General features: G+C 64.7%; 24 protein-coding genes and 4 pseudogenes. 14 read left to right on the top strand and 14 right to left on the bottom strand.

Annotated elements, in window-relative coordinates:
• Nucleotides 1-50 precede the first annotated feature (50 nt).
• A complete protein-coding gene (locus tag NGM06_RS18575) occupies nt 51-476 on the bottom strand; it encodes a helix-turn-helix domain-containing protein (protein WP_254270258.1) in 426 nt (141 codons plus the stop codon).
• Nucleotides 477-647: 171 nt separating this feature from the next.
• Here NGM06_RS18575 and dgoD point away from each other — a divergent pair, with 171 nt between their 5' ends.
• The 7 genes and pseudogenes from dgoD (at nt 648) to NGM06_RS18545 (ending at nt 4959) form a co-directional block, all read left to right on the top strand.
• Nucleotides 648-1796 carry a galactonate dehydratase gene (gene dgoD / locus NGM06_RS18570; protein ID WP_254270257.1) on the top strand — a complete coding sequence of 383 codons (1149 nt, stop codon included), beginning with the start codon at nt 648-650 and terminating at the stop codon, nt 1794-1796.
• A gap of 1 nt (nt 1797) precedes the next feature.
• Nucleotides 1798-2133 carry a DUF8048 family protein gene (locus tag NGM06_RS18565; protein ID WP_254270256.1) on the top strand — a complete coding sequence of 112 codons (336 nt, stop codon included), beginning with the start codon at nt 1798-1800 and terminating at the stop codon, nt 2131-2133.
• Nucleotides 2134-2219: 86 nt separating this feature from the next.
• Nucleotides 2220-2864, top strand: a pseudogene (locus NGM06_RS18560) (TIGR00266 family protein); the annotation flags it as partial.
• 441 nt (nt 2865-3305) lie between these two features.
• Complete coding sequence (locus NGM06_RS18555) at nt 3306-4079, top strand: SDR family NAD(P)-dependent oxidoreductase (protein ID WP_254270255.1); 774 nt, start codon at nt 3306-3308, stop codon at nt 4077-4079.
• Nucleotides 4080-4233: 154 nt separating this feature from the next.
• Nucleotides 4234-4449, top strand: a pseudogene (locus NGM06_RS24360) (HalOD1 output domain-containing protein); the annotation flags it as partial.
• Complete coding sequence (locus NGM06_RS24355; RefSeq protein WP_368410511.1) at nt 4431-4589, top strand: HalOD1 output domain-containing protein; 159 nt, start codon at nt 4431-4433, stop codon at nt 4587-4589. The pseudogene NGM06_RS24360 and the gene NGM06_RS24355, both read left to right, overlap by 19 nt.
• A gap of 118 nt (nt 4590-4707) precedes the next feature.
• Entirely contained in the window at nt 4708-4959 is a 252-nt protein-coding gene (locus NGM06_RS18545; RefSeq protein WP_163522981.1) for a hypothetical protein, read from the top strand.
• A 6-nt stretch (nt 4960-4965) separates the two neighbouring features.
• Here the strand turns inward: NGM06_RS18545 and NGM06_RS18540 are convergent.
• Nucleotides 4966-6065 (bottom strand): annotated as a pseudogene (locus tag NGM06_RS18540) (S9 family peptidase).
• 1247 nt (nt 6066-7312) lie between these two features.
• Here NGM06_RS18540 and NGM06_RS18535 point away from each other — a divergent pair.
• Nucleotides 7313-8212 (top strand): polysaccharide deacetylase family protein, encoded by a 900-nt coding sequence (locus tag NGM06_RS18535; RefSeq protein WP_254270252.1) that lies wholly within the window; start codon nt 7313-7315, stop codon nt 8210-8212.
• A gap of 195 nt (nt 8213-8407) precedes the next feature.
• On the opposite strand, the gene NGM06_RS18530 is transcribed toward NGM06_RS18535, so the two are convergent.
• Nucleotides 8408-9304 (bottom strand): DMT family transporter, encoded by an 897-nt coding sequence (locus NGM06_RS18530; RefSeq protein ID WP_254270251.1) that lies wholly within the window; start codon nt 9302-9304, stop codon nt 8408-8410.
• A gap of 207 nt (nt 9305-9511) precedes the next feature.
• Between NGM06_RS18530 and trxA the strand changes: the two genes are divergently transcribed.
• From trxA to NGM06_RS18515, 3 genes are all read left to right on the top strand, one after another.
• Nucleotides 9512-9952 (top strand): thioredoxin, encoded by a 441-nt coding sequence (gene trxA, locus NGM06_RS18525; protein ID WP_254270250.1) that lies wholly within the window; start codon nt 9512-9514, stop codon nt 9950-9952.
• Between the two features lie 72 nt (nt 9953-10024).
• A complete protein-coding gene (locus NGM06_RS18520; RefSeq protein WP_254270249.1) occupies nt 10025-10711 on the top strand; it encodes a class I SAM-dependent methyltransferase in 687 nt (228 codons plus the stop codon).
• A 1325-nt stretch (nt 10712-12036) separates the two neighbouring features.
• A complete protein-coding gene (locus NGM06_RS18515; RefSeq protein ID WP_254270275.1) occupies nt 12037-13278 on the top strand; it encodes an orc1/cdc6 family replication initiation protein in 1242 nt (413 codons plus the stop codon).
• Between the two features lie 623 nt (nt 13279-13901).
• On the opposite strand, the gene NGM06_RS18510 is transcribed toward NGM06_RS18515, so the two are convergent.
• The 4 genes from NGM06_RS18510 to NGM06_RS18495 form a co-directional block, all read right to left on the bottom strand.
• Nucleotides 13902-14711, bottom strand: coding sequence for a DUF8054 domain-containing protein (locus NGM06_RS18510; protein ID WP_254270247.1), 810 nt, complete (start codon nt 14709-14711; stop codon nt 13902-13904).
• A 90-nt stretch (nt 14712-14801) separates the two neighbouring features.
• The gene (locus NGM06_RS18505; protein ID WP_254270246.1) at nt 14802-16421 is read right to left on the bottom strand and encodes a response regulator; all 1620 of its coding nucleotides are present in this window, start codon (nt 16419-16421) and stop codon (nt 14802-14804) included.
• Nucleotides 16422-16588: 167 nt separating this feature from the next.
• Complete coding sequence (locus NGM06_RS18500; protein WP_254270245.1) at nt 16589-17260, bottom strand: ThuA domain-containing protein; 672 nt, start codon at nt 17258-17260, stop codon at nt 16589-16591.
• Between the two features lie 6 nt (nt 17261-17266).
• On the bottom strand, nt 17267-18289 hold the full coding sequence (locus NGM06_RS18495) for an MBL fold metallo-hydrolase (protein WP_254270244.1): 1023 nt from the start codon (nt 18287-18289) through the stop codon (nt 17267-17269).
• Between the two features lie 145 nt (nt 18290-18434).
• Here NGM06_RS18495 and NGM06_RS18490 point away from each other — a divergent pair, with 145 nt between their 5' ends.
• Nucleotides 18435-18689 (top strand): hypothetical protein, encoded by a 255-nt coding sequence (locus NGM06_RS18490; protein WP_254270243.1) that lies wholly within the window; start codon nt 18435-18437, stop codon nt 18687-18689.
• 48 nt (nt 18690-18737) lie between these two features.
• Here the strand turns inward: NGM06_RS18490 and NGM06_RS18485 are convergent, their stop codons facing one another.
• Nucleotides 18738-19241, bottom strand: a complete 504-nt coding sequence (locus tag NGM06_RS18485; protein WP_254270242.1) for a YciE/YciF ferroxidase family protein — start codon at nt 19239-19241, stop codon at nt 18738-18740.
• Nucleotides 19242-19407: 166 nt separating this feature from the next.
• On the opposite strand from NGM06_RS18485, the gene NGM06_RS18480 reads away from it, so the two are divergent.
• Complete coding sequence (locus NGM06_RS18480; protein WP_254270241.1) at nt 19408-19578, top strand: hypothetical protein; 171 nt, start codon at nt 19408-19410, stop codon at nt 19576-19578.
• Nucleotides 19579-19685: 107 nt separating this feature from the next.
• Nucleotides 19686-19871 (top strand): hypothetical protein, encoded by a 186-nt coding sequence (locus tag NGM06_RS18475; RefSeq protein ID WP_254270240.1) that lies wholly within the window; start codon nt 19686-19688, stop codon nt 19869-19871.
• Between the two features lie 30 nt (nt 19872-19901).
• On the opposite strand, the gene NGM06_RS18470 is transcribed toward NGM06_RS18475, so the two are convergent.
• From NGM06_RS18470 to NGM06_RS18445, 6 genes and pseudogenes are all read right to left on the bottom strand, one after another.
• Entirely contained in the window at nt 19902-20591 is a 690-nt protein-coding gene (locus NGM06_RS18470) for a uracil-DNA glycosylase family protein (protein WP_254270239.1), read from the bottom strand.
• Between the two features lie 121 nt (nt 20592-20712).
• Nucleotides 20713-22952 (bottom strand): annotated as a pseudogene (locus NGM06_RS18465) (LUD domain-containing protein).
• Entirely contained in the window at nt 22949-23458 is a 510-nt protein-coding gene (locus NGM06_RS18460) for an LUD domain-containing protein (RefSeq protein ID WP_254270274.1), read from the bottom strand. The pseudogene NGM06_RS18465 and the gene NGM06_RS18460 overlap by 4 nt, the downstream one beginning before the upstream one ends.
• A 197-nt stretch (nt 23459-23655) precedes the next feature.
• Nucleotides 23656-23844 carry a DUF5786 family protein gene (locus NGM06_RS18455; RefSeq protein ID WP_163522963.1) on the bottom strand — a complete coding sequence of 63 codons (189 nt, stop codon included), beginning with the start codon at nt 23842-23844 and terminating at the stop codon, nt 23656-23658.
• A gap of 64 nt (nt 23845-23908) precedes the next feature.
• On the bottom strand, nt 23909-25174 hold the full coding sequence (gene tuf, locus NGM06_RS18450) for a translation elongation factor EF-1 subunit alpha (protein ID WP_254270236.1): 1266 nt from the start codon (nt 25172-25174) through the stop codon (nt 23909-23911).
• 66 nt (nt 25175-25240) lie between these two features.
• Entirely contained in the window at nt 25241-25813 is a 573-nt protein-coding gene (locus NGM06_RS18445; protein WP_254270273.1) for an MFS transporter, read from the bottom strand.
• Nucleotides 25814-25838 lie beyond the last annotated feature (25 nt).

Genomic DNA, 25838 nt, shown 5'->3' with positions numbered 1-25838 from the left:
GGGTGAGAGAGGCAGAGACGGCACGGCCCGACTCGGCCACCGGCGGCGACTCACAGCGACACGTCGGACTCTCGAATCAACCGGCGGACGTGCCCGAGCGAGTAGGACACGCCGAACTCGCGTTCGACGAACTCCCGCACGAGTTGGGCCGTCCACGACGACGCGTCGAACCCGTACGCGGCGGGCGAGTCCGCGAGGGCGTCGAACAGCGCCTCGCGCTGGTCCGCGTCGAGTTCCGACGGCCGTCCGGGTCGGTCGTCGTCCTCGACGGCCTCTGCGAGCGGTTCGTCGGCGATTCGGTCGAGCCAGTAGTACAGCGTCGATTCCGGGACGCCGTACCGCTCGGAGAGAACCGAGACCGGCACGCCGTCCTTGTAGGCGATGGCGACCATCAGGCGCTTCGCCGCCTTCGCACTCTCGACCGCGTCGAGTTGCTGCTGGAGCGACGAGAGCGGGACACCGTCGAGTTTGTCCATCAACGTGAACTTTCACATTTTCGGGGTTTAATTCTGTCTGTTCTCGTCCGGTCGGACGTGGGGTGATTCCACCGACAGCGTCGCGACGGTCGAGTTCGTGTCGGGCTGGCGACGTTCGGGCGGGCGGCGCGTTCCCGAGGATTTAGGCCGTGGCCTGCGTAGTCGGCGAACATGGAAGTCACCGACTACGAGTTGTTCGAGGTTCCTCCGAGATGGCTGTTCCTGCGACTCGAAACCAGCGACGGCACGGTCGGGTGGGGCGAACCGGTGGTCGAAGGCCGCGCCCACACCGTCAGGGCCGCCGTCGAGGAACTGTTAGAGGGGTACCTGCTCGGCGAGGACCCCCTGCGAATCGAGGACCACTGGCAGACGTTCTACCGCGGCGGGTTCTACCGCGGCGGTCCGGTCCTGATGTCGGCCATCGCGGGCATCGACCAAGCGCTCTGGGACATCAAGGGCAAGCACTACGGCGCGCCGGTCTACGAACTGCTGGGCGGCCGAGCGCGCGACCGCGTCCGGGTCTACCAGTGGGTCGGCGGCGACCGCCCGGCGGACGTGGGCGAGGCCGCGCGCGAGAAGGTCGAAGCCGGATTCACCGCGCTCAAGATGAACGCGACGCCCGAGATGGAGCGAATCGACTCGCCCGCGAAGGTCCGCGAGGCCGAGGACCGACTCGCCGAGGTCCGCGATGCGGTCGGGGAAGACGTGGACGTCGGCGTCGATTTCCACGGCCGGGTCGCCAAGTCGATGGCCAAGCGACTCGTCGCCGCGCTGGAACCGTACGAACCGATGTTCGTCGAGGAACCCGTCCTCCCGGAACACAACGACGCGCTCCCCGAAATCGCGCGCCACACCTCGACGCCCATCGCCACGGGCGAGCGGATGTACTCCCGGTGGGACTTCAAAGAGGTGCTGGAGGACCAGTCCGTGGACGTGATTCAACCGGACCTGAGCCACGCCGGGGGAATCACGGAAGTCAAGAAGATAGCGTCGATGGCCGAGGCCTACGACGTGGCGCTCGCGCCACACTGTCCGCTCGGTCCGATTGCGCTCGCGTCCTGCGTGCAGGTGGACGCCTGCACGCCCAACGCCCTGATTCAGGAGCAGAGCCTCGACATCCACTACAACGAGGAGAGCGACGTGCTGGACTACCTCGCGGACCCCTCGGTGTTCGAGTACGAGGACGGCTACGTCGAACTCCCGGACGGTCCGGGTCTCGGCGTCGAAATCGACGAGGCGGTCGTGCGCGAAGTGGCGGGCGAGGTGGACTGGCACAACCCCGTCTGGCGACACGACGACGGGAGCGTCGCGGAGTGGTGAGATGCCCGAGCCACTAGACCCGTTTCCGGAGATTACGGACGAGACCGACCGCGAACTCGTCGCGCGACAGCAGGAGGCGGTACGCGAACTCGACGGCGTGACCGTGGACGGTCTGGTGTACGAGTACCGGACGCAGTTCCACCGCGACCCGCTCGTCACCCAGAGCGAGACGGCGTACTACCTCTCGGTCCGGGACCACGTCTGGTCGGAGTTCGCCGAGCGAATGGGACTGAGTGACGACGAGCGAGAACGAGTGAAGCGGGCGCACGCCGAGCAGTTCGCGGCCAGCGTGGGCGAGGAGGCCGAGGGCGAGGCGATGATTCTGACGAAGGAATAACTCGTCGCGACGGGTGACCCGCCGCGACGCGTTCCCCGCCTCCGGCCCACAGGATAACGTCGGCCGACGGCGTAGCCCGGAGGACCATGCGACACGAGATAGCGTACCGGCCGACGTTCGCGCAACTGCGGGTCTCGCTCGACAGGGGGGAAGCGGTCCGGGCCGAGTCGGGGGCGATGCTGGGTCACACCCGAGGCATCGACATCGAGACCGGGATGGGCGGCGGCTTCCTCCAGTCGCTCAAACGGTCGGTGCTGGGCGGCGAGTCGTTCTTCCTGAACCGCTTCGTCGCGCGGGAACCGGGGTCGGTGACGTTCGCGCCGCGGCTTCCCGGCGACGTGATTGCCCGCGACCTCGGGACCGAACCGCTGTTCGTCCAGTCGAGTTCGTTCCTCGCCGGAACGCCCGAGGTGGAACTCGACACGAAGTTCGGCGGGTTCAGGACCTTCTTCGCGGGCGAAGGGCTGTTCCTGCTCAGACTCACGGGACCGGGGAGCGCGTTCCTGTCGAGTTTCGGGGCAATCGACGAGGTGCCGCTGCGCTCGGGCGAGCAGTTCGTCGTGGACACCGGCCACGTCGTCGCGTTCGAGTCCTCGACTCGGTACTCGGTCCGGCGCGTCGGCGGTCTTGCGTCGACGGTCCTCAGCGGGGAAGGACTGGTCGTGGAGTTCGAGGGACCGGGGACGGTGTGGACCCAGTCGCGGAGTCCCGACGCGTTCCTCTCGTGGATATCCGCGAACGTGTCGGGCGGTGGCGTCGTTCCGGTCGATTACTCGTCCGACAGGGCCGGACCCGCGGGCGACGCCCCTGCGGGACGGAACCCTCACCGGTCCGCCGGGGGACCCTCGAACGCCAGCGGGCGCGGCGGACCGAAGTCCGCGAGGTCACCGGGCGGGGGTCGAGGGGCTTCTGGCGGAGGTCCGCGAAGGAGTCCGCGTCGGAGCGACGGCGGACGCGGTGGTCGCGGGAGCGGCGGTGGACCCGGGGATAGGAGCGGAAGCAGTAGACGCGGAAGCAGTGGGACCCGCGAGCAGTCGGGGGGTTCCGGCGGGCGGGGAGCGGGCGGGCGTCGGTGAGGTTCGTCGCGGAGAGCGGTGTCAGTCAGGTTCACTCGGGAATCCGGCGGCGCTCGAAGGAAAGCAATCAAGCGTGGGGCGGCCGAACGCGACCCTATGAACAGATTCGAGGGCGACGCGGTTCTCGTCACCGGCTCGACCAGAGGCATCGGCGAGGGCGTCGCGAGACGATTCGCACGCGAAGGCGCGTCGGTCGTCGTGACGGGACGAACCGCCGAAGACGGCGAAGCGACCGCGGAAGCGATTCGGGAGTCGGGCGGCGACGCCACCTTCGTGCGGGCCGACATGCGCGACCCCGACGACATCGCGGCGCTCGTGGACGCGACCGCCGAGGAGTACGACGGCATTGACGTGCTGGTGAACAACGCGGGCGTCGAGACGAACACCTCGGTCACCGAGGCGACGATGGACGACTGGGACCTCGTCCTCGAAACCGACTTCCGGGCCTACTGGCTGACGGCCAAGCGCGCCGTGGAACACATGGACGAGGGGGCTATCGTCAACGTCTCCTCGAACCACGCGTTCGTGACGATGCCCCAGATGTTCCCGTACAACGCGGTCAAGGCCGGAATCGACGGGATGACTCGCGCGATGGCGCTCGACCTCGGACCGGACATCCGCGTCAACACCGTCAACCCCGGGTGGGTCGAAGTGGAGCGCACCGAAGCGGGTCTCTCGGCGGAGAAGCGCGACCACCTCGAATCCATCCACCCCGCGGGACGCATCGGCGACCCCGAGGACGTCGCCGGGGCGGTCACCTACCTCGCCAGCGACGACGCCGCTTACGTGACCGGGACCAGTCTCCTCGTGGACGGCGGCCGGACCGCGGTCATGCAGGACGACACGCTCCCCGAGTACAACGCCGATTGACGTCCACCGAATCCGACGGGAGGAACGTACCGAATCCGAGTGGATAGCCAGCGCTACAACTCCACGTTTTTACAGTCTAAATCGTGAAACTTTTCTGGTAGAAACTCGACCAGTAGACACGTCGAACCGGAGAGCGGGGGAGTTACCACCACGCATGAACCCAGACACACCGAGCCTCACGGAGCGCGCGCCGTCACTCGACCGAGACGGGCGTGCGGCGTACCGAGTACCGTCCACCGACTGGAGCGTCAGCACGGCCGTCGTCGAGGCCGTCGCCGAGGTAGCGGACCGTGACCCCCTCGCCGAGAACTTCGTACTGTACGACGCGATCGACCCGGACGCACTGACTGTATCTTCGCGGACCACGGAAACGAAGCGTCCCGAACGTCGGGTCGCGTCGTCTTCGATTTTCAGGGATGTCGTGTCGAGGTCCACGCCGACGGTGACCTCGTCGTCTTCGAACCCAGCGACAGTGAGGACGTGCGCCGGTCGAGCGCACAGTCGGTGTGACGTCGCGCGACCGGAGTGAGCGACGCGCAACGACGAATACCGTGGTGAAACGGTCGGAATCAACATACGAAAGGGTAATCACTCCTGCCCGAACCCTCCTTCAAGGAGCGATTACCGAATGGCCGCCACCGACAACGTCACGTTCTGGGAGATGTTCCGCGACCTGCCCGTCCGCACCACGGTCGCTACCGTCGTCCCCCTCTTTCTCGGTCTCGCACAGTTACTCAACGGATACGTCCACGGAGTGCCGATGGTCCGCGTCGCCGGGTTCGCCGCCGGGATGGTCATCGCGGCCGTGCTGGTGACCCAGTATCAGCTCGTGGAGTACAATCGCAAGGAACTCCAGCGCGAGGTCTTCGGCGACGAGTGAGTCCGCTCACGACTCGGGGTCGTGGCGTTCGAACCACTCGCGCAGTTCTCGGAGTCGGTGAACCGCACGGTCCGGGTCGCCGACGTTGTGGTGCTCGTCGGGGTAGACGACCAGTCTCGCGGGCACGCCCTGCTTCTTGACGCTGACGTACAGTTGCTCGCTCTGGGACGGCGGACACCGCCAGTCTTCGCCCCCGCCGTCACGAGCAACGGCGTCTCCACCTCGCCGACGTCGATGATGCTGGAGGCCACGTCGTACCCCTCCTCGTTCTCCCACGGCAGTCCGAAGTCGTTCTCCCACCAGACGTGACTGTCGTCGGTGCCGAACGCCGACCGGAAGTCGTAGACGCCGTGTTCGGCCGCCGCAGCCGCGAAACGGTCGCTCTCGGCCACGAGGTAACCCGTCGTTATACCGCCGTACGAGAACCCGGTGGCGAAGCATCGGTCGGGGTCGGCCCAGTCGCGTTCGACGGTCGCTTCGACCGCCGCCAGCACGTCGGCGGTCTCGCGGGGTCCCCACTCGCCGCGAATCTGCTCGCTGAACGCCTGTCCGTAGGACGAACTGCCCCGGTAGTTGGTCCGGACGACGACGTACCCCTGCCCCGTCAGGTAGGCGTGTTCAAGGAGAACGTCGGCGCGTCGTAGGAGATTGGACCGCCGTGGATGGAGGCGACGAGCGGTCGCGGGGAGGGGTCGTCGGCGTCGAAATCGTCGGGGAAGTAGGCGATGGCCTCGACTTCGTCGCCGCCGGACTCGAACGTGAAGCGGCGCGACTCCGGCGCGTGGCGGCCCGCGAGTAGGTCGTCGTTGAGGGCTGTGAGACGCGTCGGTTCGGCGTCTCCGGTCCCCACGTCGGTACCCGCTTCGGTGTCGTCTCTGGACACGGTGTCGTCGAGGTCGGCGGGGTCCGCGGCGAAGAGGTCCTTGCCGTTCTGCGGGTCCGAGAGGACGACCGCCGCGGTTCCGCCCCGCGCGTCGAACCCCTCGACGGTGCGGTCCCGTCCCTGCGCGCCGAAGGTCCGCTCGGGGTCGCCGTCCTCGCGGAAGCGCGCGAGGCGGGTCAGTCCCTCGTCGCCGATGGCCGCGAGCAGGTCGTCGCCGTCCCACGAGAGGCGACCGTATCGGGCGACGGTCCGGTCGAGGTCGCCGGACCACGACTCGTAAGCCGCCGTTTCCGCGTCGGCGACGAACACCTCGGACGGCCGGTACCAGTTCTCGGGGTCGCCGCCGACGAACGCGAGTCGGTCCCCGTCGGGATGCCACCGGAGTCCCCCGGCTGTCAGGTCGGAGTCTGTCAGTTTCCGGAGGTCGGACCCGTCGGGGGCGACGGTGTACACGTCCATCACGTAGTTGTCGTCGGGGCGGTCGGTGCGATTCGAGAGGAACGCGATGCGGCTACCGTCGGAGTCGCCCGACGGGCCATCGGTCGCGCCACCCCCGACGACACCGTCGGTCGCACCCGGCGACCACGCGGGTTGGAGTCCCGTCGCCGGTTCGCGCGCCCCGCCGCCGTAGGCGTCGTCGAGACGCTCGGTCTCGCGGGTGTCGTAGTCCACGACGAAGAGGTAGGTCGTCACGTCGTCTAACCAGCCCTGTCCGTCGAACTTGTGCTGGAGCCGCTCGGTCACGACCGGACCGTCCTCCTCCCGGCGGTGTTTCAGGTACTCGCGCTGGTCGTCGGTCGGGTCGCGGGCCGCGACGACGAGTCGCTCGCCGTCGGGACCCCAGTCGAAGCCTTTCGCGCCCTCCTCGAAGTCGGTTATCTGGCGCGCGTCGCCGCCGCGTTCGAGGTCGAACGCCCAGACCTGCGGCTTGGGTTCGTCGGTCGCCCCGTTCTCGGTCCCGTTTTCGGCGTCTTCGTCGCCGTCCGCTTCGCTCCGGGGGTCGTCCTTGCTCTCAGTGTCCTCCTCGCTCACGGTGTCCTCCGGTTCAGGGTCGCCGTCTCCGTCGGGGGAGCGCGTCACCTCGATTTCGGCGTCGGTATCGCGAGCGGCGGTGAACGCGAGTTTCGACCCGTCGGGACTCCACGCCGGGGCGCTGGCGTCGGAGGCCCGCGAGAGTCGGTGGGAGTCGCGGCTCCCGTCGGTCGGGGCGACGAACAGCGAACTCCGGCGGTCGTCCTCGGCGCGGTCGAACTCGTCGGCGACGAAGGCGACCCGAGTTCCGTCTGGCGAGACGGCGAGGTCGGTCAGGAGCGTCAGGTCGTAGAAGTCCTCGAGTTCGAGGGGGTCGCTCATGTGGAACGCGTCGCGGGCCGCCTCCTTGAGCGTGTGGGGAGAGGCAAGACGGGATTCGGGGAATCGACTCGCCTGCCACTATCTATTACTCGGTGCGAGTGCGATGTAGTGGTAGATATGGGGGACATCGACGTAGCGATTGGTGTCGATGCGGACTGCGTGGCTGGCTGGCTCGGGTCGTACGGTGGCGCGGACTCACCGGCCGACCTCTCGCGCGGGCTTTCGGCGGGCAACGAGGGGATTCCGCGGCTCCTGCAACTGTTCGAGGACGAGGACGTCCGGACCTCGTGGTACGTGCCGGGCCACACTATCGACACGTTCCGCGACAACGTCGAGGAAGTCGCCGCCGCCGGGCACGAACTCGGCGTCCACGGATACTCCCACGAGAACCCGACGGACCTGTCGCGCGAACAGGAAGACGAGATTCTGCAGGTCTCGATGGAGCTGATAGAGGAAGTGACTGGAGAGAGACCGGTCGGCCATCGGGCGAGTTGGTGGGAGTTCAGCGAGAACACGCCCGACCTCGTGGAGAAACACGACTTCCTCTACGACAGTAGCCTGATGGAGCGGGAGTTCGAACCGGGATGGATGCGGAAGGGCGACGAGTGGACGCCGATTCAGTACGAGGAAGACGCCGAGACGTGGATGGAGCCGTACGAGTACGGCGAGGAGACCGACGTGGTCGAGATTCCCATCAGTTGGTACCGCGACGACATCCCGCCGATGCTGTTCATCAAGCAACCGCTCTACCACGCCGGGTACAAGGACCCGCAGATGATGTACGAGCAGTACTACAGAGCGCAGTTCGACTTCCTCTACGACCGTCGCGGGGCGGGCGTCTACACCTTCACGATACACCCTGACCTCCACGGTCTCCCGCACATGATTTCGCACCTCGAAGAGTTCATCCAGTACGTGAAGGGCCACGAGAACGCCGAGTTCAGAACTCTCGAAGAGATCGCTCGCAAGTACAAGGACGACCCGTCGGTCTACGAGAGCGACGGAGAGTACGTCTGAGTAATCGGTACCTATCGGCTCGATTTCTCGGGCGGTCCGTCTCAGACTTCGAGAATACTGCACCGGCCAGACAGTTCCGCGTCGTCGCCACGAGTGCGTAGCCACGGTATCCAGAGACTCACCAGAGTCACCTGCATCTTAGCGTGACGAAGGTGAGCGTTCACAGCAAAACCGGATAGCGACGAAGGTCTGCACTCACGCGGTAGTAGACGTGGAGACGATGTAGACGCCAACGGCCATGACGGCCCCGCCAGCGACGAAGTCCGTTCCTATTGCCTCACCGAGTAGCAGCGCACCGAGAAGCGCGCCCACGAACGGTTGGACGAAGAAGAAGACCGCGACCGTCCCCGCATCGACGTACTCCAGTCCCTTGTACCAGAGGTACCACGCGACGGCGGTCGAGAGCACTCCCAGATAGAGGACCGCCCCGGCGACCGGAAGCGAGAGCGGCACGTCGGCGAGCGAGAACCCCGAGACGGCGAGTTCCGCGGCCGCGAGGACGCCCAGCATCGGTACCGCAGCGACGGTCGAGTAGGTCGCGGTCTCCAGTGCTGAGTAAGTCCGGACGAGCGGTTTCCCGTAGACGGTGTAGGCGGCCCACGCCAGACTCGCCACCAGTAGGGCCGCGACACCGAGGGCGTTCCCGGACGCCATCCGAGTCAAGTCGTACTGCCCCGCGAGGACCGACAGCGTGCCGACCGCCGCGAGCGTCATGCCCCCGGTCTTCCGACGGGTCATCGGTTCCGAGAGCGCCGTGACTCCGAGCAGGAGAGTGAACACCGGCGTCAGGACCGTCAGGAGCGCGCCCTGACTCGCGTTCGTGAGGTCGGTGCCGACGAACTGAGTGACGATGGTCGCCGTGACCGCTACGCCGAGGGCCACGAACCTGCGGCGGTCGGTGCGCGAGAACTCTCGCGCGGGTCGAGCGCGGCGGACCACCACCAAGAGGACCGCCGCCCCGATTACGACACGGAGGAACCCGAGCGTGACCGGCGGTATCGCCGAGAATCCCCACTTGCTGACGACGTACATCCCGCCCCAGAGCGACGCAGCGGCGAGCGGTGCGAGGGCGTAGACGGGATTGGTGTCCATCTCGTAGACGATACTGTGCGCGTTACGGTATTTTAACGTTCGTGACTTTGCCGTGACGGTGTTACGAAGGGTGATTACGGCGCGTAGGGCAGGTCCGACTACGCAGTACTGGCCGGTCGGAGTCGTTCGTTACTCTGTCACATCCTTAGCGAGTATTGTGTGGGTTTTACAAAGCGGTTAAATCCGTGGAGTGGTAACTGTCGGGTGATGAGCGAGGACGAACTCGAATCTATCCGCGAGCAGAAATACGACGAACTTCTCGACACAGATGTGAATCTCTCCGCCGACCGGAATCTCGATGCCGAAGAGTTCGACGACGACGCGGCCCCACCGAACGAACCCGTTCACGTCGAGAGCGTCGAACAGTTTTCGGACGTTACTACACGATACGACGTGGTACTTGTGGACTTCTACGCGGACTGGTGTGGCCCGTGCAACATGCTCGAACCCATCGTGGAGTCCGTCGCCGCCAACACGGTGGCGACAGTGGCGAAGGTGGACATCGACCGGCACCAGGGTCTCGCGGCGCAGTACGGCGTCCGGAGCGTCCCGACCTTGGTCCTGTTCGCCGACGGTGAGCAGGCCGAGCAACTCGTCGGCATGCAGGACGAAGAGAACCTGACGAGACTCGTAGAGCGGTACAGTTAGCGTCCAAGCAGTCTTGCATCGCTTCCCCACGTCACGCAGTTGTTAAGGTGGTCGGCCGTCGATTCCGTGACGATGGGTTTCCACACGTTCGACCCCGAGTCGGCCGACAGACTCGAAGACGAGTCGCGGTATCGCTACCTCTCGCGCGAGGAACTGGTCGGCGCGCTGGCTCTCGGGTCCGACCGGGACGACACGGTGGCGGACCTCGGAAGCGGGACAGGGTTCTACACCGACGACGTGGCCCCGTTCGCCGGTGAGGTCCGCGCCATCGACGTGCAGGCCGAGATGCACGAGCTGTATCGCGAGAAGGGTGTCCCGCAGAACGTCGAATTGATGACCGCCGACGTCGGGGACCTGCCGTTCGCCGACGGCGAACTCGACGCCGCGTTCTCGACGATGACGTTCCACGAGTTCGCCGGAGACGGCGACAGTGCAGGCGCTGGAGCGGAAGACGACGCAAAGACCGGAGCAGAAGACGGCGTAGGGGCCGGAGCAGATGACGACGCAAAGACCGGAGCAGATGACGGCACAGGGGCCGGAGTCGGACCCGGCGCGGAGACCGAAGTAGCCCGCGTCCTCACCGACGGCGGGCGCTTCGTCGTCGCCGACTGGTCAGCGAACGGTGACGGCGAGAGCGGTCCGCCGGTCACGGAGCGATACGACCGCGACGACGCGGTCGAACTGCTCGAAAAGGCGAACTTAGAGGTGCTCCGCGCAGACGAGCGCCCCGAGACGTTCTTCGTCGTTGCCGAACGGTAAACTACCTTCGGACGGTGACTCCGAGTTACTGGACAATTGACGGAAGCGGAGTGTTCGCGGAAGAATACGTGTCTCGACTTGCTCCGGCGACCCCGTAGTTTCCGCTGTCTCGGCGGAGGCGGGGTTCATCTCAGAGGCGTTGAAACGGCCGGTACTGGAGGATAGGAGACTGTCGAGACGAGACCCTCGAACGAGAGCGACGTCCGTGACCCCACCGTTTCCGCAGTTTTCGGCCACTATCTCGGAAACCGACGATAGACCGATGTTCTCGACGGTCAAGTGACGGCGAGTGAGGTAAGACTAGTACGTAGATACACCACAGTTTCCGCTGTCCATCCGCCGTCTCTGTGGCTCAGTCGGCCAGTGGTCCGCGGTTGGACTCTCTATCGTCCGTGGTCCGGTCGCCGATGGTTCGGTCGCCGATGGTCCGGTCGCCGATGGTTCGGTCGCCGATGGTCCGGTCGTCGAAGGTCCGGTCGCCGATGGTTCGGTCGTCAGTAGTCCGTTTTCCGAGCGTGTTTCTACGGTCTGCTCGACATCCCTGCCACGGTTTCGTCCGCGTCCAACGACGAAGGAGAAGTGCAGGAACGACTAGTTAGAGGAGTCCAACGAGAGACAGAGATACGTAGCACGCGTGATAGTAATCAGACGTCGGCACGGGTCGAGCGAACGTAGAGACACCCACCCCACTGTTTCCGTTGTTATCGAAGGCGTGTGTCTCGGAGTCCGCGTCGAATGAGGGGAGGGGACACCCACCCCATCGTTTCCGCTGTTTCGATGGACGAGAGGGGGGACGGTGGGGATTGAGGCGGTGAGAGCGGTGACGGAACCCGAGCGGAGAGCGTCAATTTGGAGAAATAGCGTGATTCGAGGCGGGACGCGGAGCAGGGAACGCGGAATGACGATAGCGGACGTTCGGCCGCAGAGCGTGTCGGTACGTCGTCAGATGTTGCCGAGTGCCTAGTTAAACCGTCGAGCGATTCTAGCGCGTCTTTTTTAGCGGCCCTCTCTGAGCAAAAAGCAGATCAGAATCTCTCCACCAGCTAGTGAGCCCGTAGTCTATTTTGTCTATTTGTACTACGGATATGGTTTTACAGATTAGTATATAAACTTTTCCTCTTATCCAGAAGCAACGTGACACCCCACACTCGTCCCGCAGTTAGCTCCGGAAACGATGGGGTGGGTGTGTGTTTAAGTCAATCGGGACAACGGAAACAGGGGATGCCCACCGCTCCATTCACCCATAAATATATTCGGGACAGAAGAAACAGCGGACATGCCGCTAACCACGACACTTTATATCCCCGTCCGTTCAAGCAACGCGCATGTCATCGTTTAGCTTCGACCGGGATAACTCCCTCTACAAGAATCGAGACGCCCTGCTCGAGGAGTACACCCCGGACAACCTCGTGGGAAGAGACGAGGAATTAGAGGAGTACCACGCCGCACTCCAACCTATCATCAACGGCGAGGCTCCGTCCAACATCTTCCTCTACGGAAAGAGCGGGGTCGGAAAGACGGCGGCCACTCGCTTTCTCCTGAACCGACTGCAGGACGACGCCGCCAAGTACGACGATATCTCTCTCAACGTCATCGAGATCAACTGCGACGGTCTCAACTCTAGTTATCAGGTCGCGGTCCGGTTGGTCAATACACTCCGTGACCCCTCCGAGCAGATCAGTAACACTGGCTATCCTCAAGCGCAGGTCTACAGTTTCCTCTGGGAGGAACTCGACAAACTCGGCGGTACCGTCATCGTGGTTCTCGACGAGGTGGACCACATCAACGACAACTCCATCCTGTATCAGATTCCGCGCGCCCGTAGCAACGGTTACCTCGAACACGCCAAAATCGGTCTCGTCGGTATCTCCAACGACCTCTCGTTTCGCGACTCGCTCTCGGCGAAAGTTCGGTCCTCGCTCTGTGAGAAGGAAGTCTCGTTCCCACCCTACGACGCCACGGAACTCCAGAAGGTCCTCAGTCAGCGCGAGCAGGTCGCGTTCCACGACGACGCGCTCGCCGAGGACGTGATTCCGCTCTGTGCGGCGTACGGCGCACAGGACGCCGGAGACGCTCGACAGGCTCTCGACCTCCTCCTCGAAGCGGGGGACCTCGCTCGCAAGGAGGCCGTCGAACAGGTCATCGACGACCACGTCCAAGAGGCCCGGGAGAAACTCGAACGGGACCGAATCATGGAGGGCGTGGCCGACCTGACCGAACACGCCCGCCTCGTCCTCTACGCGCTCACGTCGCTCGAAGCGGAGGAAGAGACGCCCGCCCGCTCACGAGACATCCGACCCCGATACGAACAGTTGTGCAACCACGTCGGTACCGAACCCCTGACGAGTCGCCGGATGCGCGACCACCTCGCGGACCTCGCCATGCTCGGAGTCATCTCCTCGACCGAGAAGAACGAGGGCATGTCCGGCGGGAAGTACCGCAAACACGCCCTGAAACAGGACCTCCAGTTGGTCGTCACTGCACTCGAAGACACCATCGAGTTCGCGGGCGTCCACGAGAGTATTCGCCCCTACTATCAGACTACGTTCGAGGACGCGGAGAACTGACTCTCTTCCTCCCGTATTTACTATCTCCGTCATCTCCTCTCGTCGGCGTCGACCCCACCGTTTCCGCTGTTTACCGCCGACTTCCCTGCGAACCAACCCCGTAGTTTCCGCTGTCTCCCGTCAACTGTGCGTTGTTTTTTCGGTAACACGTCCCTCATTTCGTTCGCGCATCTTCGATTCTATCCGGTTGCGGTCGCCGACCCCTCAACTCGCCGGTATCGACAAAAGACAGCGGAAACGGTGGGGTCACAGAGAAACTCGATGACCGCCCTAACAGCGGAAATACTGGTGTTGGGAGCGCCGTTACCCGAGTCGAAAACAGCGGAAACTACGGTGTTCCGCCGACCCAAAATCGAAGGGAACGACGAAAACCGTCGGAAGACAGCGGAAACAACGGGGTCGAGGTGTGTTCGAGGTGCCCGCGATAGACAGCGGAAACGGTGGGGTCGAACGTCGGCGAAACTTCGCGCGACGACGCCGTCCGAGTTCGAGAAGAACAGTCGAGTAGCGAATCGAGAAAACCGGGCGGGAGAGAAGAAAATTGAAGCAGGGAAGACGAGAGGGCTGAAGCAGGGGGAGGTGGGATATCGACCACGAAGTCCCAACTCAGCCACGAAGGACGGTTACTGGTCGTGTTCGACCTCCAGAATTCGGGAGTCGCACTCCGAACAACTGACTGCGACCACGTCCATCGTCCGGCAGCAGGATTCGACGGTATCCTGTTCCATCGCGATGTCGCCGCCGCAGTCGGGACAGGCGTCGAGGAAGATTCGGAGACCGCTCAGCACGCGACTCTGATTCGTGACTGTCAGCGCGTCCCAGTCGGGGTAGCGAGTTTCGAGTACCTTCGCGGCCGCGAGGTCGGCCACGAGTGCCGCGCGCGACTCCCACTGTCCGAGATGGCCGCCGTCGTACTGCGCGACCAGCGCTTCGTCGTGTTCGTCGAACGTGAGTTTCTCCTCCTCCACGTCGAGGACGTGACTCAGGTCGCTCTTCTCGGTTCCGTCCGACTTGATGGACTCCATGTTGTCGTACCACGTCTGTCGGAACGACTCGGAGAGACAGAGGTCGTCCATCTCCTCGCAGGGTTCGACCGCTCCGGCGTCGGCCAACACTTCTTCCGGTTCGCGTTCGTCCTCACTGACTTCCACGGGTTCGTCTTCGAGTTTGTCGAACCGCGCCAACACCCAGTCGGGGAAGTAACGCTTCGTCAACGTCGGAGTCCCCGGTACCAGATACCCTCGTAGGTAGATGGACGCGAGCGACAGCGCGAACACCACTACACCACCCACTGGCGTCAGTAGGTACGAAGCGAACCCGCTCGCCACGACTGCGATCACGACGTTGACGATAGTACACGGTGTACAGCGGTTCTCGCCAGTGTACTCGGGTTGCCGGAATCGTTCTACGAACCCATTCGATTTCGTGCTCATATTGTCTGTATTAATCTCTTTCCTCGTATATATTTGTCGGTGATTCGAACGAGTGGTTCTCCCGGACGGACGACGGTTACGCTAGAATGCTTATCCGTTCCCCAACGGTGAAATATCTTGCCACGGTGAAACTCCCTCGGTCGCCTGCTGGAGTCGCAGAGTCACTTCACCGCCGTTCGTACGATAGTCGTCGAACGTCAGGTCGCCACCGAACTTGCCTACGATCCAGTTCGAGAGCCAGAGACCGAGTCCGCTTCCGTGGTGGAGAGCCGTTTCCTCGCCTTCTGCGAGGACTTTGCGCTCTTCCTCCGGGATACCGGGTCCGTCGTCCAAGACAGTCACTTCCACCCACTCGTCGTCGCCGCTGGGCGAGACCGTCACGCTCACCGACGGTCGCTCGCCACCGTGTTCGATGGCGTTCTCCACGACTTCGCTTATCGCGGCTTCGAGCGTCTTGTCGCCGTACACCACTGCGCTCTGTGGGGTTTCGGTAGTTATCGCGACGTCGGGGTACGACTGGCGGAACTCCTCGCAGGTTCGTTTCACGCAATCGGTCACGTCTATCTGCTTGGTCGTCCGGCTCTCACCGTCGAGAGTCTTCCCGACCTCGCGCGCCTTCTCGCTGATTTCGATGAGTTCGCTCGCTTTCTGCCGAATGATGCTCGCCTCGTTCGCGGCCGGGGGAAACTCTTCGGCGATGTTCTCGGCCCGACCTAGTACGACGTTGAGGTCGTTCCTGAGGTTGTGTCGCAGGATTCGATTGAATACCTGTAGTCGCTGTTCGCGCCGGACGAGTTCCTTGCGCGTCTGGACCGAATCGATGGCGTACGCGAGGTTGTTCCCGAACTTCGAGAGGACGCGGCGCTCGGTCTCGCCGAACGCGTGCCGGACGTCCGACCAGACGCTCAGGACGCCGTACGCACAGTTCTCGTACACGAGCGGGACCGCGGCGACGGCGTAGGATTCGACGTTCGCGTCGACTTCGTTCTGGAACCGCTCTTTCAGTCTCGCACCGCGTTTGACCTGCACTTCTTGGGTTTCGACCGCCTTCCTCACCGGGAGGCTGTCACCTTCCTCCCGGTCGCCGTGGAGAATCACGGTGTCGAGATACCGTTTTTCGACGCCCGCGGACGCCTCCGGTCGAACGGTGGCAGTCTCCTCGTCCACGGTTCCGACCCACGCGAGGAGGTAGGGTCCCGAGTCGGCGAGGCGCTCGCAGACGATCTGCTCGATGTCCTCGCGGGACGACGCCTGTAAAATCGACTGGCTCACGTCCCAGATGAGGTCGTTGACCGCGATTTGACGGTTCGCCAGTCGCTCGGCGCGCCGCCGCGAAACGGCGTTCTCGATGCGGTTTGCCAACACTGCGAACTGCTCCTGGTCGGTCCCCTTTTTGAGGTAGTCGGTGACACCCGCCGAGATTGCTTTACTGGCTATCTGTTCGCTCCCGCCGCCGGTCAGGAGGATAAACGGGACGTCTCGGTCGGTCTCTCTGACCGCGTCCAGTAACTCCAACCCGTCCATGCCGGGCATGTCGTAGTCACTGACGATGCAGTCGAACCGATTGGTTTCCAATCGTTCGAGTGCTGCTTCCGCGCTCTCCACCGTGTACACGTCGATGTCGTACTCGTCGTCGAGAATTCCGGACGTGACCTTAGCGAAGAAGTCGTTGTCCTCGACGTGTAGTACACGGGGGTTCGCCTCCGGCATCCTCTGTCTTGCCGGAATCACGGCTACCTAATAAATGGTTTCCTTCCTTTAACTTTACAAAATCAGGCGATAGAGCCGATGACTGGCGGTCGAGAGCAATTACGACGCCGGTGATAGCTGTTTTACCCCCGTTCTGACGAACTCGGAGCGTTGCCGAACGAAAGTGATTACGTATCGACAGGCGTCGCCCACGAGACGGCGTTGGCCACGACGGTCTGAATTTCGGGTTGGTGGTAGATGGGGTACGTCTCGTGGCCCGGCCTGAAGTAGAAGATTCGGCCCGACCCGCGGCGGTAACAGCACCCGCTTCTGAACACTTCGCCGCCCTCGAACCAACTCGTGAACACCAAGGTATCGGGGGCCGGAACGTCGAACCGTTCGCCGTACATCTCGGTCTCGGGCACCTCGATGCACTCGTCGATACCCTCGGCGATGGGGTGGCCGGGTTCGACCGTCCATATTCGCTCGGTCTCGCCCGATTCGCGCCACTTGAGGCCGCAACTCGTCCCCATCAACCGCTTGAAAATCTTCGAGTAGTGGCCCGAGTGGAGGACGAGCAGGCCCATCCCCGACAGCACTCGTTCGTGGACGCGCTCGACCACTTCGTCGCTGACCTCCTCGTGGGCCTCGTGACCCCACCACGTCAGTACGTCGGTATCGTCCAGTACCTCCCGAGTCAGGCCGTGTTCGGGGTCGTCGAGGGTCGCGGTCTGAACGTCGAATCCCCGGTCGTCGAGGAACTCGGCGATGGTCGCGTGGATGCCGTCGGGGTAGACCTCGCGGACCGCGTCGTCCTCACGCTCGTGGCGGTACTCGTTCCAGACTGTGACTGTAGTCACGGTCAATCAGTCCTCCGTCGCCGCACTCGGTCCGGTTGCTTCGGCGTTCTCGCCGCCGTACTCGAACATCGCGTCGAGGTCCGGGTCCTCGTCGAGGAGCGCGTATCCCTCGTCGGTTCGCTCCGCGACACCGTGGCGGTCGAGGTGGTCGAGGTGCGCCCACGCCTCGCCCGGCCCGTGCATGATGTGGATGTTCGACAACTCGCCGAATAGGTCGGCGCTGACGGTCCACGCGTCGGCCTCGCCGCGCTCTCGGAGGACCGACAGCACGCGCTCGGTCCGCTCGCGGTGGTGAGCGGCGATTTCGCGCGCTCGTTCCGTGGGGTCGTCGATGGGGTCGCGGTGGCCCGGCCACGCGCGAGCGTAGTCGCTCTCGATAATTCGGTCCAGCGAGTCGAGGTAGGTACCGAGGGGGTCCTCGACGCGGGGGTCAGCGCCGCCGACGTTGGGGGTGTACTTCGGCAGGAGTGCGTCGCCCGAGAGGAGTTCGCGGTCGTCTCCGTCCGTCAGTGCGAACCCGGACAGTCCGGCGGCGTGACCCGGCAGGTGGACCGCTTCGAGTTCGACGTTCCCGAGGTCGAACGTAGCGCCGTCCGCGAACGTCTCGATCTCCGGGGACCGGCCCTGAATCTGGTCGTGGAGACCGAGGAAGTCGAGCAGTTCGTGGGCCTTCTCGTCGGGGACGCCCCACCGCGCGAACAGGTCGCGCTCCTCGATTTCGGTCTCGTGGTTCATGCCGTCCTCGGCGACCATCGGCGCGTCGTCCTCGTGGACGTACACCGTCGCGCCGCTCTCGTCCTGAATCTCGCCCGCGAGACCCGCGTGGTCGTGGTGCCAGTGGGTGAGTAAAATCGCGTCCACGTCGCCGAACGAGACGCCGTACTCGGCGAGTCCGTCCTGTAACTGTTCCCGGACCTCGGGCGAGGCGACGCCCGTGTCCACCAGCGTCGTCCGTCCGGAGTCGTCCCCGAACAGGTACACGTCGTTCCGTCCCTCGAAGACGGTGTTTCCGAGTTGAATCCGTTTCACGGTCGTACTCCGCGCGTGTCAGGTAAGTCGTTTTCTCTCCCGTCGTTCCCTCCGGCCTCGCCCGCCGTGAGGAGTTTGAGTACACTCGTAGTGAAAATTAGTACGGAACTTTTATGATAGATACTGTCCGCCCTTCTACCACGCGATGAGCGAACGACTGGAGCGACGGGAGCAGGACGCCGACCCGGTGAACTGGAAGCGAACCGAGGGCGGCGTCGAACTCTACGACGAGACGAACCCCGACGCGTGGGTGCGGATGGAGTTCGTCAGCGGTATCGACCCGGACAAACGCCTCTACGGCATCTGCGACGACTGCGGTCTGGTCACGCCCCAGCGCGCACTGCCCGCTCGGAGCATGGCCTGTGGCAACTGCGGGACCGAGTTCGCCGACGACTCGTAGTCTGTCCCCCTTTTCGCGACTGGCCGGTCGCTTTCGGACGTTCGATTCTCACAGTAGTCGGTCGATGAACGACTCGAACTCGCCGCCCTCCGAAACCGATTCGAGCGTGTCGAGTGCCTCGCGGTCCTCGTCTCTGTTCTGTTCGAGCAGGTCCACCGCTTCGGGGTCGGCGTCGAGCACGTCCGCCAGCGCGAGCAGTCCCTCGTAGGCGGTGAGTTCGAGTCGCTCGGCCTTCCGACCGACGTGGTTGTAGAGCGTGTTCTGCACCGCCACGTCGTGGGAGTCGGTGTCGGCCTCGCGCTTCTCCTCGCGGAGCGCGTCGAACGTCGGCACGTTTCGCTCGTGCGGTTCGAGGCCCAGTACGTCGAAGACGCGTTCGAGGCGCTCGACGTGGACCACGGTCTCGTCGCGGTGTTCGGCGAACCCGTCCACGAGGTCGGCCTCCGTCGCGCTGGTCTGAAGTTCGTCCAGCAGGTCGGTCAACTCACGCTCGGCGTAGTATATCCCACGGAGTTCGTACTCGAACAGGTCCTCGGGCGTATCGAGAGCCATCTCCAGAACCGATACCCCGTACACGTCCTTAGCTATTGTTGCGGATTCGAGGGGGTCCGTCTGCGTTCGGGCCTGTGGATACCCCCTCGACTCTCCACTCGTCGCTTCCTTCTAATTCACTGTCCCCGACGCCACCGTTATGGCGGATGCCGTCGTGGAGACGTTCATGGCCGTTCCGAAGCCGACATCTCCGCTCGAAATTGCGGCGGTAGCCGTCGGCGCTGTCTTCGCACTGCTCATCGTCGTTCCGCTCGTCCCGCTGGTACTCGAACTCGTAATCGGCGTCTTCAGGGGATTCTTCGACGTTATCGTCCCCGGCGGGCGGACGTACTCGTAGCGCCGGAGTTCCCGAATCGTCTCCTCTGTCCCTGCGCTATGGAGGTGACTTCGTTACGCACGTCTCGTCCCGTTGTACTTTTCTACCCGGAGTGTCCGACCGTGGGTATGACGAGTGGCACCTATCGGTTCGGTCTCTTGGCAGTCGTCTTCGGCGGATTCGTCTCGCTGAACAGTTCACAGTTCGGTGGACTGGACGAACTCGTCGCCGTGTTCGGAATGACGACGATGGTCCTCGGTGGCCTCCTCGGCGCTCTCGGACTCGTCCCAGAGGCTCGGTCCGAGTCGTCGTAATCGTCTGCTTCCGACGTATCGAGGGACAGATTACCGGACTTCGTAGGTGTCGTGTTCCGCGAGGAACCGGCCGAGGTCCGCGGTCTGGCGGTAGTCCGACGACAGCAGGTCGGCCAGCGAGGCGGCCAGTCGTTCGCCGTCGCCGTCGTCCCACTCGCTCGGTTCACGAACCGGGACGACCAGAAAGCCCCGGCCCGGAACGTGGTCGGCGTGGAGGTCGGCCATCCGGTCCTCTCGCTCGCCGCCGTTCAACAGCGCCTCGCGGGCGGCGTAGGTCCCGAGGACGTACCGGGTCGCGCGCTCGCCCACGGGCAGGAGGACGTGTGCCGCGATGGCCCGCAACTCGGCGTCGAAGAACGGTTCCAGTTCGTCGTAGTCGCGGTCGGTCGGCGCGCGCCCCTTGGGCAGACAGCACATGTGGCGATAGCTGAAGAAGCAGTCCGCCGCCGCGGGTTCGTCGCTGTAGGCGTCTCCGAGCAGGCCCACCTCGTTCAAGACGGGTTGGAGGCGCTCGCCAGCCAGACTCCCGGTGAACGGAATCCCGGTCTCGCGCCCGCCGTGGACGCCCGGATGGTCGCCGACCACGTGGAAGTCGGCGTTGGCGTCCCCGTAGCCGAAGACAGCGCGGGGGCCCGAGTCGTCGCCCGCCGACCCACACCCGTGGTCGCAGGGCGGCGTCATCCCGAAGGGGTTGCTGGTTCTGTCCGTGACGTTCTTCACGCCGCCGAGTAGTGGGTTCGAAGGTAAATCCGCCCCGGTTTCGACCGGCGGTGTGCGACCCTACGAGAGCGTCCCATCAACCCGCCGAGTCGGATTCGGCGGCGTGCGGCCCGTGTGGCTGTCACCGCGCAGGGTCGAGCAGTTCGACCGGATGACGGGTCGGCCGACTCAACAGCGAATCCAACTGCTCCAGACAGGACGTACCGCTCGCGACGACGAGGCGGTCCTCGGCCTCGGGAGCGCTGAACTGGCCGCGCAACTGCTCGCCCACGTCCACGCTCAGTTCGTAGTACTCGGACTTGTAGCCGAAGCTTCCGGCCATCCCGCAGCACTCCACGTCGGAGGTCAGCACGTCGTAGCCCGCCGCCTCCAGCACGGCGGTCGTGTACGGTTCGAGGTCCAGCGTGCGCTGCTGGCAGTGGCTGTGGTACGCGACTTCCGCCCCGGCCCCGCGGGTGAGCGCGTTCACCGTCTCGTCCGAGTCCTCCTCGCCCTCTTCGAGCAGGCCGTAGACGTACTCCAGTACCTCGTAGCTTCCGTCGGCCAGCGCCTCGTGGCGCTCGTCGTCGAGGAACTTCCCGTACTCGCGCTCGACCATAGCGAGGTCGCTCGGTTCAATCACGACCACGTCGCGTCCGGCCTCGACGTGGTCCAGCAGCGCGGGCGCGACCTGTTCTGCGTGGCGCTTCGCGGTGGCTATCATCCCCTGCGAGAGGGGCGCGCGACCGCTCGACGCCACCGCTGGCACTCTGACCGAGACGCCCAGCGCCTCCAGCACCCTGACGGCGGCCTTCCCGCGCTCGACCTGCACGTGATTCGTGTAGAGGTCCGGGTAGACCGCGGCGACGCGGTCGGCGTCTGTCGGCGAGATGCGCGACCCGCCACGGGCCGCGAACCAATCCGTGAATGTCTCGCGCTCGAACTCGGGGAGGTCCCGCCGCCGGTCGATGCCGAGAAACCGCTCCATCGCCCACCGCGCGGGAGCCGTGTCCGCGAGCCAGTTCGACGCCGGAGCCAGCGCCGACCCGACCTTCGCCACGGTCGAGAAGTTACCGAAGAACCGCTTCTGGAGGCTCAGTCCGCCCGGTTCCTCGTCGGGCGTCAGCCCCTCCACCAGCCAGTCGAACTCGCCGTCCTCGCCCCGGTTGATGCGGTCGCGGACCACCGTATTTATCCACGGATGTCGATGCCGACCGGACACTGGTTCACGCAGCGCGAACACCCCGTGCAGAGGTCGTTGAACTCCGCGGCGGTGTCCAACCCCTCGACACCGGCCTCCCACCCCGTGGCGATGCCGCCGGAGTACGTCTCGCCGCCGAAGGCGTGGCCGCCGACCGACTGGAAGTTCGCGCAGGAGTTGGCGCAGGCCGAACACCGGATGCAGTAGAGCGTCTCGCGCAACTGGTCGTCCTCGCGCATCGCCGTCCGGCCGTTGTCCACGAGGACGAGGTGGAACTCCCGGTCGTCGGGGTCCCCGGACGCCGACAGCGGCGTCTCAGGGTCGTCGAAGTCGATGGTCGGCGACCCGACCGGCGGACTGAACAGCGAGACGTAGGAGGTGATGTCCTGTCCGGTGCCCGACCGGCCGATGAGTTCCACGAACGGCTGGAGGTCAGAGAGGCTCGGAATCAGTTTCTCGATGCCCGCGACGGCGACGTGGGTGTCCGGCGCGACGACCGACTTCCGGGCGTTGCCCTCGCTGGTCACCAGCGCGATGGTGCCCGACTCCGCGACCACGAAGTTCGCGCCCGTCATCCCCACGTCGGCGTCTTCGATGCGCTCGCCGAGGTACTCGCGGGCGAACTCGGTCAGTTCCTCGGCGGTTTCGAGCGGTTCGTCGGGTTCGAAGTGGGCATTGAACAGGTCGGCGATGGCCTCCCGTGACTTGTGGATGGCCGGGGCGACGATGTGAGAGGGCGCTTCGTCGGCCACCTGCAACACGAACTCCCCGAGGTCCGTCTCCCAGACTTCGACGCCCGCGTCTTCCAGTCGCTGATTGACCTCTATCTCCTCGGTGGTCATCGACTTGCTCTTGACCAGCGTCTCCGCATTCTGACGCTCGCAGACCTCCTCGACGTAGCGATTCGCGTCCGCGGCGTCGTCGGCGAGGTAGACGGTGCCGCCGTTGGCCTCGACGCTCTCGCGGACCCGCGCTATCAGGTCCGGCAGGCGCTCGATGGCGTCCTCCTTGATGGCCCGCGCCTCAGTCTTCAGTTCCTCGTAGTCGTCCAACTTCCCGACCGACTCGTAGCGCCCCTCGTTGAAGCCGCGGGTGTTCGCCGCGACGCTGTCGCCCTCCTCGTCAAGGAGTCGCCGAATCTCCGCCGCCTTCGCCTTCCGGGTAGCGCGGTCGGAACTCATCGGTCCTCCAGCAGCAGGACGTGGACCGCCTTGGGACCGTGGGCGCCGTACACCAGTTCGCCCATGTCGGCGGTCGCGCTCGGTCCCGTGGCGACGACGACGTCGTCGCCGCCCGCCGCGAAGACGGACTCTAGTCGCTCGAAGGCGGCGGGCATGTCCGGGACCACGTCGCTCTCGCGCAGGACGGCGACGTGGGTCTCGGGGAAGAGACTCACCGGTTCGTCGCCGCCGGGCGACGACCGGACGACCACCGACCCGTAGTCGGCGACGCCGAGTTCGACGGCGGTCACGCCGGTCTTCGCCGCTCGCAACTGTGCCGGGGTCGGGTCGAGTTCGACCTCGGTGTCCGCCAGCGAGACGCCCTCGAACGGGAGGGGCGACCCGACCGCGGGCGTCTCGACGACCGAGGTCAGCGCCGCCTCGAACGACTCGGCCTCGACTCGGGTTCGGCCGACGTTCATCCGGCGCAGGGACGCTTCGGACTGACCGAGGATGTCCGTCTCCATGGTCCGTGATAGCGTAGCAACTGTAATTGATTTTCGCTTAGCGGCGGTCTCCGCGTCTCTGGTTTCGGAAGCGACGCTGAGGCCCGAGACCGACGGTTGATGACCGACTGATAGACGATTGCGTGCCCGAACCTACGAGCAACGATGGAACTGCAGAAAAACGTCGTCTTCACCACCGCGACCCCTCTCGGGGCGGTCTACTCCTCGTCGTCCTCGCCGCTGTTCTTGATCTCGTTCAGTTGGTCGAGAAGTTCGTCCTGTGAGGCGTCCGAGTCGAACGAGACTTCCCCTTCGTGGGTGTTCTCGTGGACGGACACGCCGTCGTCCTCGTCGAAGTCGTTTTCTTGGTCCTTTTGTTCGGACTCGTCGTAGCTACCAAAACCCATATCGAACACGAGGGGCTCCGAGTAGTAAAGTCATCCGGTGTTCGCCGAGACTGTTCTCGGCGACTCAGCGCTCGGTGACTTCCAGCACGCGTCCGGCGGCGATGGTCTGTCCCATGTCCCGGATGGCGAAGCTCCCGAGTTCCGGAATCTCCGACGAGGGTTCGATGCTCAGCGGCTTCTGGGGCCGGACCGTGATGACCGCGGCGTCCCCCGACTGGATGAAGTCGGGGTCCTCCTCCTCGACTTCGCCGCTGGAGGCGTCTATCTTCTGGTCGATGGACTCCAGCGTGCAGGCGACCTGCGCGGTGTGAGCGTGGAAGACCGGCGTGTAGCCGTCCGTGATGACGCTCGGGTGCTGCATCACGACGATTTGGGCCGTGAACGTCTCGGCCACGCTCGGCGGGTCGTCGGCCGGGCCGCAGACGTCGCCCCGGTGGATGTCGTCCTTGCCGATGCCGCGGACGTTGAACCCGACGTTGTCGCCCGGTCCCGCTTCGGGCACCTCCTCGTGGTGCATCTCGATGGTCTTGACCTCGCCGCCCACGTCGGAGGGCTGGAAGCTCACGTTGTCTCCGGTGTTCAGCATGCCCGTCTCGACGCGCCCGACCGGGACCGTACCGATGCCCGAAATCGTGTACACGTCCTGAATCGGGAGTCGGAGCGGCGCGTCGGTCGGCGGCTCCGGCTCTTGGAGGTCGTTGAGCGCCTCCAACACGAGTTCGCCGTCGTACCACTCCATGTTCCCGCTGCGCTCGACGACGTTGTCGCCCTCTAGCGCGGAGATGGGGATGAAGCTGGCGTCCTCGGTGTTGAATCGGACCTGATTCAGCAGGTCCTGCACCTCGGCGACCACCTCCTTGTAGCGACTCTCCTCGTAGTCAACCCGGTCCATCTTGTTGACGCCGACGATGAGTTCGTTGATGCCGAGCGTCCGCGCGAGGAAGACGTGTTCCTGCGTCTGGGGCGCGACGCCGTCGTCGGCGGCGACGACGAGCACGGCGTTGTCGGCCTGAGACGCGCCCGTGATCATGTTCTTCACGAAGTCGCGGTGGCCCGGCGTGTCCACGATAGTGAAGTAGTACTCGTCGGTCTCGAACTCCTGATGGGCGATGTCGATGGTCACGCCGCGCTCGCGCTCCTCGGCGAGGTTGTCCATCACGTAGGCGAACTCGAACCCGCCTTTCCCCTTCTCCTCGGCCTCCTCCTTGTGCTGTTCGATGACGTGTTCGGGTACGCTCCCCGTCTCGAAGAGGAGTCGTCCCACGAGCGTCGATTTTCCGTGGTCTACGTGGCCGATGATGGCCAGATTCTGATGTGGTTTGTCTGCCATGGTATTCCCCACCGTGCAACTGAGGTAGTCGTCCCGCAGAACCAAAAGGGCTTCCGGCGATTGGGGTCACCGCACGTCGGGGGCGTACCACGCTGGCGCCACGCCGAGTACCGCGACGACACCCGCGAGCAGGAACGCGGGGCGATACCCCGCCCGGTCGATTATCGCGCCCCCGGCTATCGGCGCGGCGAACGCCCCGAACAGGCCGACGCTGGTCAGCATCGAGATGGCCGTACTCCGAACGGTCGGCGCGACGACTTCCGCGACGTAGGTGTAGAGCAGGCCGATGGTGAGTTGGACCGCGAACCCCGCGACGAGCAGCAGCGCGATAGCGGGACCGACCCGCGTGACGACCACGAATCCCGTGACGGCGGGCGCGGCCGCGACGAACGCCAGCAGGACGACCGGGCGGCGCTCCCCGCCGAACAGTCGGTCCGATATGACCCCGCCGCTGGTCCGCGAGACGACGCCGACCGCGGGGAACAGCGCGGTCAGCAGACCGCTCAGCGCGAGCGAGACGCCGAGGCGGTCGGTCAGATAGCTCGGCAGCCAACTGTTGAGGAACAGGTACAGCGAGAACGCCAGAAACGAGAGGGCGTAGAGCGTCCACGCCGCCCGATTCGCGAGCAAATCGCGCACCTCGGTGCGACTCGGCGCACCGGTC

Source organism: Halorussus aquaticus (genome assembly GCF_024218795.1).
Classification (GTDB): Archaea; Halobacteriota; Halobacteria; order Halobacteriales; family Haladaptataceae; genus Halorussus; species Halorussus aquaticus.
This window is presented reverse-complemented; position numbering and strand designations above follow the sequence as displayed.